The following is a 12,270-nucleotide window of genomic DNA, read 5'->3' as shown; positions in this document are numbered from 1 at the left end:
GGCGTGCGTGAGCAGGCTCACGGCCTTGCCGCCTGCGGGCACCTCGAGGCGCACGGTGATGGAGTACGACACACTGGGGACGGTCGCCACGTCAAACGCTCCTTCGGCCCATCCGACCGGCTCCGGTCTCGCCTTGACGGCCATGGGTGTATAAATTTACGTAAAGTTATACATTAACGCTTCGGCCGGCCACTCGGCCAGGAGGCTTTCAAGGTCGACTGAAAGGTTGTTCGTGCGCGACGTGCTGCCACAGCGCAAACGATGCTTGGGTTTGGGTGCAGGTTCGGGTTGGCGACCGTGGTGAGTACCTTTCGCGGCGCACCCTGGTCGCTGGGTGCGGCGACGGCGACGGAGGTCTGCGCGCCCCTTGGACTGTGATTCATTCGGGGATTGATCGTTAGTTCGTTCAAGGATGGGTTCCTTCGACGGCTTGTGCCAGATGAGTTGTGGGAGTTGTTCCAGCGGGTGGTCCCGCCGGCGCGCCCGCAAGGTGGCGGGCGTCGGCGGGTCGACGATCGGGTGATCCCGGCGGCAAGCGTGTACGTGGCCACCACCGGGTGCGCCTGGTGCGCGATCGACTCCGTCAGCGTGCGGGCGATGAAAGGAGGGTTTGACGGGTCCGGATCCTGTCGATCGCGGCAAGAAGGGGTCGAAGATCCACCTCATCGCCGAGCGGACCGGTCTGCCCCTGGCCGTCGCGATCAGCGCCGCCAACGTCCACGACAGCCTGGCGCTGGAACCGCTGGTGCGATCGATCCCGCTCGTTCGCTCCCGATGTGGCCCGCGACGCCGTCGACCGGGCGAACGTCACGGCGACAAGGGCTACGACCACCCCCATCTGCGGACCTTCCCGCGCGGGCGGGGCGTCGTCCCATCGCCCGCCGCGGTATCGAGTTCAGCCAACTCTTAGGTGGTAGAGAACCCCTGCACACATCATCCACAGATCTACGGAGGCTTCTCATGTCGCTCCGGCACGCCCTGCTGTCCATCCTCACCGTGGAGTCGATGACCGGCTACGACCTGGTGAAATACTTTGACGGCAGCAACGCCTTCGTGTGGAGCGCCCCGCCTAGCCAGATCTATCCCGAGCTGAGGCGGATGGAGCGGGAAGGGCTGGTGCGGGCTCAGGTAGTTCCACGCGGCGACAGGGCCGAGAAACGCGTCTATTCCATCAGTGGTGCCGGCGCCGAAGAGTTGCAGGGCTGGATCGCCATGCTGACGTTGTACCAAGGGGAGCGGGATCCTCACAGGTTGCGGGCGGCGCACTTCGAGATGGCTACCTATGCGGCCGCGCGTCGCCAGCTCCGCGAGCACCTCAAGCATTACTCTCAGGCGCTGCGCGAATGGGAGCAGATGATCGAGGATATCGAGTTCCGCCGGGTGTCCCTGCTGCGAGGGCGGCTGATGGCGCGACCGGCGGCGGAACACGAGGCGATCGTGGCCTTCAGGCAGTTCGCCTTCCGCGGGAAGGCGGCCAGGGCGCGCATGGAGATCGCCTGGGCCGAAGAAGGGCTCGCGTTGCTGGACGAGCTGGAGCGCAAGCACATACAGCTCGCGGAGGAGCGCCCGCCCACCGGGCGCTGAAGGCGGCCTCCCAAGGGTGCGCGGCGGGTCCGGTGGGCCAGGACCTCACCCGCTCTGACCAGTCGGTACGACCAGCTCTGTGCGGGTAGGCAATCGATGTGGAGCGATTCCCGCCAGAAGGGTCTTCCCATTTATGTATCAGTATACGTAAGATGAGATCTAAGTAGCTCTGGGAGGAACGTATGACCGGGAGTGATCGGCGCATTCGGGTGCTGGCACTGGGTGGCACCATCGCCATGGCGGCCACAGGCGCCCGCGGCGGCGTCGTCCCCGTACTGGACGCGGACGCACTCGTCGCCGCAGTACCTGGACTGCCGACGCTGGGCCACATCGAGGCCGAGAGCTTCGCCCGGGTGCCCGGCGCCCATCTGGGCCTCGCCGATCTCGTCAGGCTCAGTCGCAGGATCGCGGATGCGATCAAGGACGGCGTCGATGGCGTCGTCGTGACTCAGGGCACCGACACCATCGAGGAGAGCGCCATGGCGCTCGACCTGCTCCTTGATGTCGACCATCCGGTCGTCGTGACCGGGGCCATGCGTGATCCCGCTCAGCCGGGCGCGGACGGCCCCGCGAACCTGCGCAACGCGGTCCTCATCGCGGCCAGCGACAAGGCCCGGGGCCTGGGCGTGCTCGTGACGATGAACGACGAGATCCACGCGGCGAGGTTTGTCCGCAAGGCGCACACCAGTCGACCGTCCGCCTTCACGTCGGCCAGTGCGGGAGTGCTGGGCTGGACGGCTGAAGAGCGGGTCCGGATCCCGCTGCGGCCCACCCGGCGGGTTCACGTGGACCTATCGGACGCACGAGAGCCCGCCGCGGTCGCGGCGGTGACCGCGACGCTCGGCGACGACGGGCGGCTGGTGCGCTTGCTGCCCGATCTCGGCTACGAGGGCGTGGTCGTGAGCGGGTTCGGCGTGGGACACGTGCCGGCGCGGATGGTCGACGACTTGACCGCCGTCGCGCGAGAGGTGCCGGTTGTCCTCGCCTCACGCGCAGGAGCCGGGGAGACATTCTCGGGCACCTACGGCTTTCCGGGCTCGGAACGAGACCTGCTGGCCAACGGTGTCATTCCGGCAGGAGCGCTCACCCCGCCTCAGGCGCGTGTCCTGCTGTCGCTCGCGCTGAGCGCGGGCTGGCCCGCCGCGCGCATCGCCGAAGCCTACGACGTCCTGTCGGGATGAGGGAAGCAGACATGTCAGACGTTGACCACCGCCCGAGCGGCGGCTGGCTCGAAGCCGAAGAGAGCGTGTGGATCCGGCTCGTCGTCAACGACCGGGAACTGCCGGTCAAGGCACCGCCCCGCTGCACGCTTGCCGACGCACTGCGCGACAACAACCTCAAGGGCACCCGGCTCGGCTGTGAGCAGGGCTCCTGCGGCGCCTGCACCGTCTTGCTCGACGACCAGCCCGTCAGATCCTGCCTGATGCTGGCTGTGCAGGCCGAGGGCGGCCGGGTCGAGACCGTCGAGGGGCTCGCGCAGGGTGCGGAGCTGCACGCGTTGCAGCGGGCCTTTCACGAGTACGGCGCGTTGCAGTGCGGGTTCTGCACCTCAGGATTCCTCATGCTCGCCGCCGGGCTGCTACGCGAAGAGCCGGACGCCGGCCCAGAGAGGATCCGCGAGGTCCTGTCAGCCAACCTGTGCCGCTGCACCGGTGGCGTGCCCATCCTGCGGGCCGTCCTGGCCGCGCAGCGGGAACTGGGCGGTGAGCGCTGATGAAACCACCGCCTTTCGCTTACCACAGGGCGTCGTCATTGGACGAGGCGCTGAGCCTGGCGGAAGAGGCCGGCGAGGACGCCAAGTTCATCGCCGGAGGTCAGAGTCTGATGCCGCTGCTGGCCCTGCGCATGTCGCGGCCGAGCCATCTCGTGGACATCAACCGGCTGCCCGGCCTCGGCGGCGTACGCATTGAGGACGGCGGTCTTCGGGTCGGCGCCCTTGTCCGCCACGCCACCCTCGAACGTTGCCCCGAACTGGACGGCCCTTGGCGCGCACTACGTGAGGCGGCCGGCCTCATCGGCCACTATCCGATCCGGCTGCGCGGGACGTTCGGCGGAAGCCTCGCGCATGCCGACCCGTCGTCCGAGTTGCCCGTGGTCAGCACCGCGCTGCGGGCCACCCTCGTCGCGCGCTCGCTGTCGGGGGAGCGGGAGATCCCGGTCTCCGAGCTCTTCGCCGGCCCGCTCATGACGGTACTCGAACAGGGCGAGTTGCTGGTAGAAGCCCGGTTCCCGGCTCCGGACCCGCAGACGCGCAGCGTCTTCGAAGAGTTCAGCCCGCGGGCCGGGGATTTCGCCTTCGCCTCCGCCGCCGTCGTTCTGGCCACCGACGGTGATGGCCGGGTGCGGCATGCACGCATCGCGCTTGGCGGAGTCGCCGCGGTCCCCGTGCGTGCGCGCGAAGCCGAAGTGGCACTCGAAGGCAAGGCCCTTACCGGCGGCGTGGCGATGGAGGCCGCCAGGATCGCCGCCGCGAGCTGTGACCCGTCGGGCGACGCGCACGCCAGTCCCGCTTATCGCAAGGAACTCGTCGCCGTGCTCGTCGAACGAGCGCTGACGCGGCTGAGGGAGGAACGATGACATCCACCTATATAGGCGTCAGCGTCGAGAGGGACGACGTGGCCTTCTTGATCGGTTCCGCCTGCTACGTCGCCGACATCGACCGAGAAGGCCAGCTCTACGCGAGAATCGTCCGTAGCCCCGTCGCGCACGCCCGCATCCTTGGTGTGGACGTGACCGAGGCCCTCGACCAGCCTGGCGTCGTGGCGGTGATCACGGCGGCCGACGTGCCGGACACCCGAATCCCGATCCGGCTCCCCATGGCCGAGACGCAGTACACGCACCTGTTCCTGCAGCCGCCGCTGGCCCGCGACGTGGTGCGCTATGTGGGTGAGCCGATCGCGGTCGTCGTGGCGAGCGATCCCTACCTCGCCGAGGACGCCGCCGAGCTGGTCGACGTCGACCTCGACGAACTCGACGTCGTGGGCGACGTCCTGTCCGCCGCTTCGGAGGGAACGCCGATCCTCCACGCCTCAGCCGGGACCAACATCGTCACCACTGTCCCGTTGAGCCACGGCGACGTGGCGGCGGCCTTCGCCCGCGCTGACGTCGTGATCAGGGACCGGCTGAGGATGCACCGGCACACCGCCGTTCCGATGGAGACACGCGGCCTGCTCGCCGAGGTCGATCCCGGGACCGGCGTGCTCACTCTGTGGGGCGCGGCCAAGGTGAAGCACTTCACCCGCCGGGCGCTCAGCGACATGCTGGGCATCGGGCCCGAACGCATCCGCCTCGTGGAGAACCACGTCGGTGGCGGGTTCGGCGTGCGCGGCGAGCCGTACCCGGAGGACTTCCTCGTGGCGTTCCTGGCGCTACGGCTCGGCCGCCCCATCAAGTGGATCGAGGACCGCGCCGAGCACTTCGTCGCCACCAACCACGCCCGCGAGCAGGAGCACGACCTGGAGATCGCGGCCACGGCCGACGGGCGGCTGCTGGCCTTCCGTGACCGCGCCTGGTGTGACCAGGGCGCCTACGTACGTTCACAGGGCATCCTGCCGGCGCTGCTACCCGCCCTCCACCTGCCGGGCCCTTACCGGTGGGAGGCCTTCTCCGTCGAGGCCAACGGTGTCCTTACCAATCGCACACCCGTCGGCACCTATCGCGGTCCAGGTATGACGGAGGCCACGTTCGTCCGCGAGCGCTTGCTCGACAGGCTCGCCCACGAGCTCCAGCTCGACCCCGCCGAGCTGCGACGGCGCAACCTGATCGGCCCCGGCGACCTGCCGCACAACTTCGAGCCCACGTCCATCACCTACGAGAGCGGAGACTTCCCGGCAGGCTTCGAACACCTCCTCGACCACGTGGGTTACGACGGCTTGCGAAAGCAGCGTGAGGAGCTGCGAGCGAGCGGCGAACACGCCGGCATCGGGTTCGCCGCCTACACCGAGATCGGCGCCATCGGACCCTTCGAGGAAGCCAGGATCGTGCCTAGCCCGGACGGGCGGTTCGTCGCCCATGTCGGTGTCGCCTCGCTCGGTCAGGGCGTGGAGACCGTGCTCGCCCAGATCGCCGCCGAGAAGCTGGGCACCTCGATAGACGCCGTATCCATCGATCACCACGACACCCAGGAACTGGCCGACGGCTTCGGTGCGTTCGCCAGCCGTTCGACGACCCTGGCGGGGAACGCCGTCGCGCTGGCCGCAGAGGACCTTCGCGCCAAGGCCGCCGCCAGGCTCGACGTGCCCGTCGAAGAGGTCGACTTCATCCAGGGGCAGGCCAGGTCGCGCTCCGGCCGCCAAGTCCCGCTCGCCGAACTGGGGGAGGGCCGGGGCCGCTTCGACAAGCCTCATCCCAGTTTCTCCTTCGGCGCCGCCCTGTCGCTCGTCACCATCGACCCGGGGACGGGTCAGGTGCGGGTGCTGCGTCACGTGGTCCTCCACGACGTCGGACGTGCCGTCAACCCGGAGCTACTGCACCGACAACTGGCAGGCGCCGCCTCACAAGGCATCGGTGCGGCGCTGCTGGAGGAACTGCTGTACGACGAGTACGGCCAACCTCAGTCCACCATCATGTCCGACTACCGCATGCCCACCGTCGAGGAACTGCCCGACATCGAGGTCATCGTGGAGGAGCGCCCGACTACGACCAACCCCCTCGGTGTCAAGGGCGGAGGGGAGTCGGGAATGGTCGGCACCCCCGCCGCGATCGCCAACGCCGTCGCCGACGCGCTCGGCTCCAAAGGCGCCCGGGTGTGGCGCCTCCCTCTCACACCCGACCGTATCCGAGAACTGCTTCGTCACAACTGACTGAGGAGATTGCTGTGTACTGCTGGCCAGCGCCCGTTGTTCCCGAGATGACCGAGCGTCAGAAGGGGTTCTTCGCGCCCAACTTGAGCCCCGTCGGGCTCGAGTTGATCCCGACAGAGTTGGCCAAGGGCGTTTACGGCCTGATGGCCAACCGGCTGCCCAAGGACAACAACGGTTTGATCATCGGAAGCAAGGCCGCTCTTGTCGTGGACGCGGGCATTACGCCCGGCGTCGGAAAGTACCTCCAAGAGGTCGTCAAGAAGATCACCGACAAGCCGGTCCGGTATCTCGCAAACACGACCTTCCACGGTGATCACACCTTCGGCAACGTCGCCTTTCCCGATGACGTCGCCATCATCTCCTCACGGCTCAACAAGGCGTCGATGACCGACCTGGAGCAGGAGAAGGAACTGCGCGGCGAGAGCATGTACGGCGACCCCGGCATGGAGGAGGTCGTCACCTGGCGGGAGCCGGACATCGTCTTCGACCGGTTCTGCGAGATCGACCTTGGCGGGCGGGTCGTGCACCTGTGGCACTTCGGCACCGGCAACGGCTCGGGCGACACGCTGGTCCACGTTCCTGACGCGCGGGTGGTGTGGGCCGGGAACTTCCTGCGGCACGCGGGGATGCCGCCGATGCTGCTCGCCGGAGATCCCATCGGCTACACCCGTTCGATTCGCGCTATGAAGGCCACATTGGAGCTCGATCGTTTCGTCCCCGGCCATGGCCCGCTCAGCGACGCTGAACCGTCCGTCAGCTGGATGCTGGCCTATCTTGAGAACATTGCCGCCAGCGTCGACCGCTACCGAGCCGAGGGCATGGAGCTTGACGCGATGATGGACGCGATCGAGCTCAAGAACCCGATGACCCTTCCGCCGGACGTCCCCGGCGCCGATCGCTTCCCCGCGCTGATGGACTCCCTGCATCGACTGAACGTCCTGTTGACCTACAGGTACCTTCAGGCGACCGGCAGGTGAACCAGTATGCACATCGAGAACAGCTTCACCGTTCCGCTGACCGTCGACCAGGCGTGGAGCACGCTGCTCGACCTCAGCCAGGTAGCCGAATGCATGCCGGGAGCGGTGCTCGACTCAAGCGAAGGTGATGTCTTCGCCGGACGGGTCAAGGTCAAGGTGGGGCCCGTGAGCCTCACTTACAAAGGGCAGGCCGAGATCACCCAGCGGGACGAGGCGTCACACGTGGCAGTGCTGGTCGCCAAGGGACGCGACGCCCGAGGTAACGGCACGGCCGGCGCCAACGTCACCATGCGGCTGGCCGATGACGGCGGGCACACGCGGGTGGACCTGCTCACCGAGCTGGACATCACCGGACGCCCCGCACAGATGGGGCGTGGGGTCATGACCGAGGTCAGCAACAGGCTCATCAATCAGTTCGCTGAGAGCCTCGCGGGAAAGCTGGCCGCCGAGCGCGCCACTGGAGCGGCCACACCGCCCACGCAGGGCGCCCCGGCAGGGTCAACATCCGACCTCACGTCGGGAAATGCCTCGGGGCCCGCCGCAGCTGCGCCGCGTCACGCCGCGTCCGCGCGGCCCGCGACCCGCCCGCCCGCAGAGATCAACGTACTCAGCCTGGCGGGTCGGTCGGCCTTGCACCGCATGTGGGAGGGGTTCACCAGGATTCTCGGCCGCCTGCTGGGCCGCCGCTGATCGATACCGACATCATTCACACAGGAGCATCATGCCTACCGGCACCCGTATCACCGAAGTCCTCACGGACTTCCTGTCGATCCCCCTCGAGCGGCCTCTGGTCACAGCGGCCTTTCCCATTCCAGCCATCGACACTGCGCTGGTGCGGGTGCGCACCAGCGACGGCCACACCGGCGTGGCCTGGAGTTTCGCCTTCGGGCGAGGAAAGGTCGCGGCACTGCTCGGGCTGATCGACGATCTGGCCGACCTCGTGGTCGGCGCCGACGCGCTGGCGACGGAGCAGCTCTGGGCTCGCATGTCCAAGGCGGTAGGCTTCGTCGGCCGGCACGGCCTGGCTGCGCTGGCCATGTCCGCCATCGACACCGCCTGCTGGGATCTCAAGGGCCAAGCGACCGGGCAGCCCGTACACCGGCTGCTCGGGGGCTTCCGCGACAGCGTCGAGGTCTACGCCAGCCAGGGGCTGTGGCTGGACCGATCGCGCGACGAGCTCGCCAAGGAGGCCCGCGATCTGGTCGACCGTGGCTTCCACGCGGTCAAGATGCGCGCGGGGCTGGCCGATGAGAACGAGGATGTGGCCCGCGTCGCCCTCGTTCGCGAAGCCATAGGCCCCGACGTGAAATTGATGGTCGACGCCAACCAGGCCTGGGACCTTAAACAGACCCTGCGCATGGCGGCACGGTTCGCAATCTACGATCTTTTCTGGCTCGAGGAACCTATGCCGTACACGCAGGTCGAGGCGTATGCCGAGGCCCGCCAGGCATTGGACATGCCGTTGTGCACGGGTGAGTCCAACTATCTCAAGGGAGAGCTGCTGACCCTCGCCGGGCAGCGGGGCGCCGACTACGTCATGCCCGACCTCATGCGCATGGGCGGCATGACCGAGCTGGTCAAAGTTGCCCACCTGTGCGAGGGCTTCGAGGTGCCGGTGACTCCGCATCTGTTCATGGAGCACTGCCTGCACTTCGCGGCGGGGCTGCCGAACGTCGTCTGGCAGGAGTACCAGCCCTGGTGGCAGCCCATCATGGAGGAACCTCTCCAGGTGATCGACGGCCGTGTCGAACTCACGGACACGCCCGGCTTCGGCATCGTGCTGTCGAAGGAAGCCGTGGAAAGGTATCGAGTCTGATGGCCGACGTCGATCTGCTCATCACCGGCGGCATGGTGGTGAGCTCGCAAGGCCGCCGCCCGGCCCACGTCGCCGTGTGCGATGGACGCGTCCTGACGCTGGATGGGGCACATCTGTCGGCAGTCCGCAGGATCGACGCCACCGGGTTGCTCCTGTTGCCCGGGGGGGTCGACACGCACGTGCACCTCATGGACCCCGGCAGCACCGACCGGGAGGATTTTCCCAGCGGGACCAGGGCCGCTGCAGTGTCCGGTGTCACCACGATCATCGAACACTCGCACGGCACACCCGTACGCACGGTGGATGACCTTCAGGCGAAAAACACCTACCTCCAAGGACGGTCCAACGTCGACTTCGGGCTGGCAGCGCACGCCTGGCCGGGCGAGACCGGCGCCGTCGCCGCGCTCCGGCAGGCCGGGGCCGCCTTCTTCAAGGTGTTCACGTGCACGACGCACGGGATCCCCGGCCACGACGCGGCCGCCCTGCAAGCGCATCTGCTTGCCTCGGCAGAGGCAGGCGCCGTCAGCCTCATCCACTGTGAGGACGAGTCGCTGACCTCCGCCGCCGAAGCCTTGCTGCGCGTGGCGGGGCGTGACGACCCCGGCGTCATCCCCGAATGGCGCAACCGGGACGCCGAGGTGCTGGCGGCTGCAGTCACCGCGCTGCTGGTCAGGCGTACGGGCGCGCGAGCCGTGGTGGCACACGTCAGCCATCCCGAGGTGGCCGGCTATCTCGCGGCGGAACGCGCCCGCGGTGCGCGCCTGCACGCCGAGACCTGCCCGCAGTACCTGCTGCTGCGTGAGGACGAGGTGCACGTGCGTGGAGCGTTCCGCAAGTTCACGCCGCCCGCTCGGGCCAGGCACGACGCGGATGAGGCCGTGTTGTGGGCGTTGTTGCGCGACGGCGGCCTCACCCACGTCTCCTCCGACCACGCGCCGTCCACCGCCGAGCAGAAGACCTCGGGCAACATCTGGGACGTGCACTTCGGCCTGCCCGGGCTGGACAGCACGATGGCGCTGATGCTGAGCGCCGCGGCGCGCGGGATGCTCGCCTACGAGGACGTCGCCAGGCTGTACAGCGAGGTTCCCGCGCGCATCTATGGCCTCTGGCCGCGCAAGGGGCGCCTCTCTTCGGGGGCCGACGCCGACATTGTGCTCGTCGACCCCACGGCGCGTTGGAAACTGCAGAACGAGAACGTGTTCTCCAAAGCAGGCTGGACGCCATACGACGGCATGGAGATGACCGGACGGGTTGTCGCCACGTATTTGCGCGGCGATCTGATCAGCGAGCACGGCGAGCCGGCCGACCAGCGGACCGGTCGGCTCGTCGCTCCCGGCGGCACGGCCGGCTGACGACGCTTGGGGACGGTGATGCGGCTGGGCGTGCGCTGAAGGGGCACGCCCAGCCGGTGCCTCTCCACTCTCACCGCCCCGTGACCGGTCAAGAGGGAGTTCCAGCCTGGCGTTCGCCGCCCCGCCGCGGCCCAGGTCGGTGCGGATTGCCTCGTGCGAGGCGTCCCGGCCCGAGCAGGACATCGACATTCCGGGCACGCGCTTCTGGTACCCGACGCCACGATCGCGCCGACGGTGTCCCTTCCTGAGGCGTCCCGCATCCCGCGGGCCGAATGGCCTGCCTCGTCACGGACGCTGAGGAACACGACAGCACCGGAGCCTCCGAGCACAGCCGCTGGAGCCCGGTGCACGGGTGCACGGCCCTGGCCGTGGAGCCGGACGGTTCCTTCACGCCATCGCCGGCCCCGCACGGCCGGTCTTCCCCATTGAGGAGCACGTGGTCTCGTATCGGAGCCTGTTCGCGATTCGCGAATTTCGTTATCTCTATGCCGGGCTGAGCCTGTCCTACATCGGCGACAAGTTCGCTTCCCTAGCCGTCGCCGTGCTGGTCTTCGACCGCACCGGCTCGGGGCTGCTCACCGGCGTCGCGCAGGCATCCGCGTTCCTTCCCGCGCTCGTCGCAGGTCCGCTGTTCGGCGCCCTCGCCGACCGCTTGCCACGCAGGCGCGTCCTCATCGTGTGCGACATGGCGCGCGCCTTCCTGGTCATGGCATTGCTGGTCCCCGGGGCACCGATGTGGCTGCTGATCGTGCTGCTCTATACCGGCAGCCTGTTCACCCCGCCGTTCGTCGCTGCCCGCGCCGCCCTCATCCCGGAAATCCTCGACGGAGCCGCGTCCATCGCCGGAAACGGCCTGAACAGGATCACCTATCAGCTCTGCCAGGTGGCGGCCTACGGAGCCGGGGGGATGCTCGTCGCCGCAACCGGGCACGAGAGGGCACTCGTCATCAACGCCGCGACGTTCGCCATCTCCGCAGCGCTCACCGCCATCGGAGTACGTTCGCGCCCGCGGGCGCTCCCGCGTGATAGCGCCCGCTCAGTGCTCGGTGACGCGCGCGAGGGCATGCGCTACGTCTTCGCCGATCCGTGGTTGCGCGCCTGCCTGCTGCTGGTGTGGTCGGTCTCCATGTTCGCGCACGCACCAGAGGCGATCGCCCACCCCTACGCCACGCACCTCGGTGCGGAAGCACCTGCGGCGGGACTGCTTCTCTCGGCGACCGCTCTAGGTTTCGCCCTAGGTACGGCGTTCCTCACGCGTCTCGTGCCATCGCTGGTCCTGGACCGTCTCATAGTCCCGTTCGCGGTACTGGCGGGGGGCGCGATGGTGCCCTTGATTCTGAGCCCGCCGCTCCTGGTCGTGCTGGTGTCGCTCTTCGTCTCTGGAGTGGGATGTTCGTTCTCCGCGCCGCTGCTCGCGATGTTCGCACGGCGGGTCGACCTGGAATATCGCGGCAGGGCCGTGGGCGTGGCGATCGCCGGACTCACTGGAGGGCAGGGGATCGGATTTCTCCTCGCGGGGGCCCTGTTCGCCTTGGATGTTGACCCGGCACGAACGTCAGCCGTCTGCGGCGCCGCCGCACTGGTCGCCGCGATCACCGCCGGATTCGCCGTAAGTCGTGCCTCCCGGTGCGTCGCACCCGGATCCAGGCCGGTGGGGTCCAGCCGCAGTCGGCCCGACCGGCGGCGCCGCGGAGCACACCGGCGATGAGACGGACGCGGCAAGAGCACCAGGATCAGCG

General features: G+C 68.3%; 10 protein-coding genes and 1 pseudogene. All 11 read left to right on the top strand.

All coding sequences use genetic code 11. The annotated features are described in order from the left end of the window. Positions 1-564: 564 nt before the first annotated feature. Positions 565-868 (top strand): annotated as a pseudogene (locus ACZ6SA_RS44125) (transposase); the annotation flags it as partial. Between the two features lie 92 nt (positions 869-960). Next, entirely contained in the window at positions 961-1,584 is a 624-nt protein-coding gene (locus ACZ6SA_RS44120) for a PadR family transcriptional regulator (RefSeq protein ID WP_443156980.1), read from the top strand. 182 nt (positions 1,585-1,766) lie between these two features. Continuing rightward, the gene (locus ACZ6SA_RS44115) at positions 1,767-2,765 is read left to right on the top strand and encodes an asparaginase (protein ID WP_347649977.1); all 999 of its coding nucleotides are present in this window, start codon (positions 1,767-1,769) and stop codon (positions 2,763-2,765) included. An 11-nt stretch (positions 2,766-2,776) separates the two neighbouring features. Further along, a complete protein-coding gene (locus ACZ6SA_RS44110; protein ID WP_347649978.1) occupies positions 2,777-3,298 on the top strand; it encodes a (2Fe-2S)-binding protein in 522 nt (173 codons plus the stop codon). Continuing rightward, a complete protein-coding gene (locus ACZ6SA_RS44105; RefSeq protein WP_347649979.1) occupies positions 3,298-4,161 on the top strand; it encodes an FAD binding domain-containing protein in 864 nt (287 codons plus the stop codon). Before ACZ6SA_RS44110 ends, ACZ6SA_RS44105 begins: the two co-directional genes overlap by 1 nt. Further along, positions 4,158-6,386, top strand: a complete 2,229-nt coding sequence (locus tag ACZ6SA_RS44100) for a xanthine dehydrogenase family protein molybdopterin-binding subunit (protein ID WP_465835070.1) — start codon at positions 4,158-4,160, stop codon at positions 6,384-6,386. Before ACZ6SA_RS44105 ends, ACZ6SA_RS44100 begins: the two co-directional genes overlap by 4 nt. Positions 6,387-6,433: 47 nt before the next feature. After that, positions 6,434-7,363 (top strand): MBL fold metallo-hydrolase, encoded by a 930-nt coding sequence (locus ACZ6SA_RS44095; protein WP_347649981.1) that lies wholly within the window; start codon positions 6,434-6,436, stop codon positions 7,361-7,363. A gap of 6 nt (positions 7,364-7,369) precedes the next feature. Continuing rightward, the gene (locus tag ACZ6SA_RS44090; RefSeq protein ID WP_347649982.1) at positions 7,370-8,053 is read left to right on the top strand and encodes an SRPBCC family protein; all 684 of its coding nucleotides are present in this window, start codon (positions 7,370-7,372) and stop codon (positions 8,051-8,053) included. A 31-nt stretch (positions 8,054-8,084) separates the two neighbouring features. After that, positions 8,085-9,179: a mandelate racemase/muconate lactonizing enzyme family protein gene (locus tag ACZ6SA_RS44085; RefSeq protein WP_347649983.1), complete on the top strand. Its 1,095-nt coding sequence runs from the start codon at positions 8,085-8,087 to the stop codon at positions 9,177-9,179. Beyond that, complete coding sequence (locus ACZ6SA_RS44080; RefSeq protein ID WP_347649984.1) at positions 9,179-10,531, top strand: dihydroorotase; 1,353 nt, start codon at positions 9,179-9,181, stop codon at positions 10,529-10,531. The genes ACZ6SA_RS44085 and ACZ6SA_RS44080 overlap by 1 nt, the downstream gene beginning before the upstream one ends. Before the next feature lie 436 nt (positions 10,532-10,967). Beyond that, positions 10,968-12,239 (top strand): MFS transporter, encoded by a 1,272-nt coding sequence (locus ACZ6SA_RS44075; RefSeq protein ID WP_347649985.1) that lies wholly within the window; start codon positions 10,968-10,970, stop codon positions 12,237-12,239. Positions 12,240-12,270: the final 31 nt, after the last annotated feature.

The organism is Nonomuraea sp. NPDC049378, assembly GCF_055586745.1.
This window is presented reverse-complemented; position numbering and strand designations above follow the sequence as displayed.

What these genes read in the sequence shown, in the direction of transcription:
- ACZ6SA_RS44095 (WP_347649981.1), top strand. Translation starts at nt 6,434, where the DNA reads ATGACCGAGCGTCAGAAGGGGTTCTTCGCGCCCAACTTGAGCCCCGTC.
- ACZ6SA_RS44110 (WP_347649978.1), top strand. Translation starts at nt 2,777, where the DNA reads ATGTCAGACGTTGACCACCGCCCGAGCGGCGGCTGGCTCGAAGCCGAA.
- ACZ6SA_RS44115 (WP_347649977.1), top strand. Translation starts at nt 1,767, where the DNA reads ATGACCGGGAGTGATCGGCGCATTCGGGTGCTGGCACTGGGTGGCACC.
- ACZ6SA_RS44105 (WP_347649979.1), top strand. Translation starts at nt 3,298, where the DNA reads ATGAAACCACCGCCTTTCGCTTACCACAGGGCGTCGTCATTGGACGAG.
- ACZ6SA_RS44120 (WP_443156980.1), top strand. Translation starts at nt 961, where the DNA reads ATGTCGCTCCGGCACGCCCTGCTGTCCATCCTCACCGTGGAGTCGATG.
- ACZ6SA_RS44100 (WP_465835070.1), top strand. Translation starts at nt 4,158, where the DNA reads ATGACATCCACCTATATAGGCGTCAGCGTCGAGAGGGACGACGTGGCC.
- ACZ6SA_RS44080 (WP_347649984.1), top strand. Translation starts at nt 9,179, where the DNA reads ATGGCCGACGTCGATCTGCTCATCACCGGCGGCATGGTGGTGAGCTCG.
- ACZ6SA_RS44085 (WP_347649983.1), top strand. Translation starts at nt 8,085, where the DNA reads ATGCCTACCGGCACCCGTATCACCGAAGTCCTCACGGACTTCCTGTCG.
- ACZ6SA_RS44090 (WP_347649982.1), top strand. Translation starts at nt 7,370, where the DNA reads ATGCACATCGAGAACAGCTTCACCGTTCCGCTGACCGTCGACCAGGCG.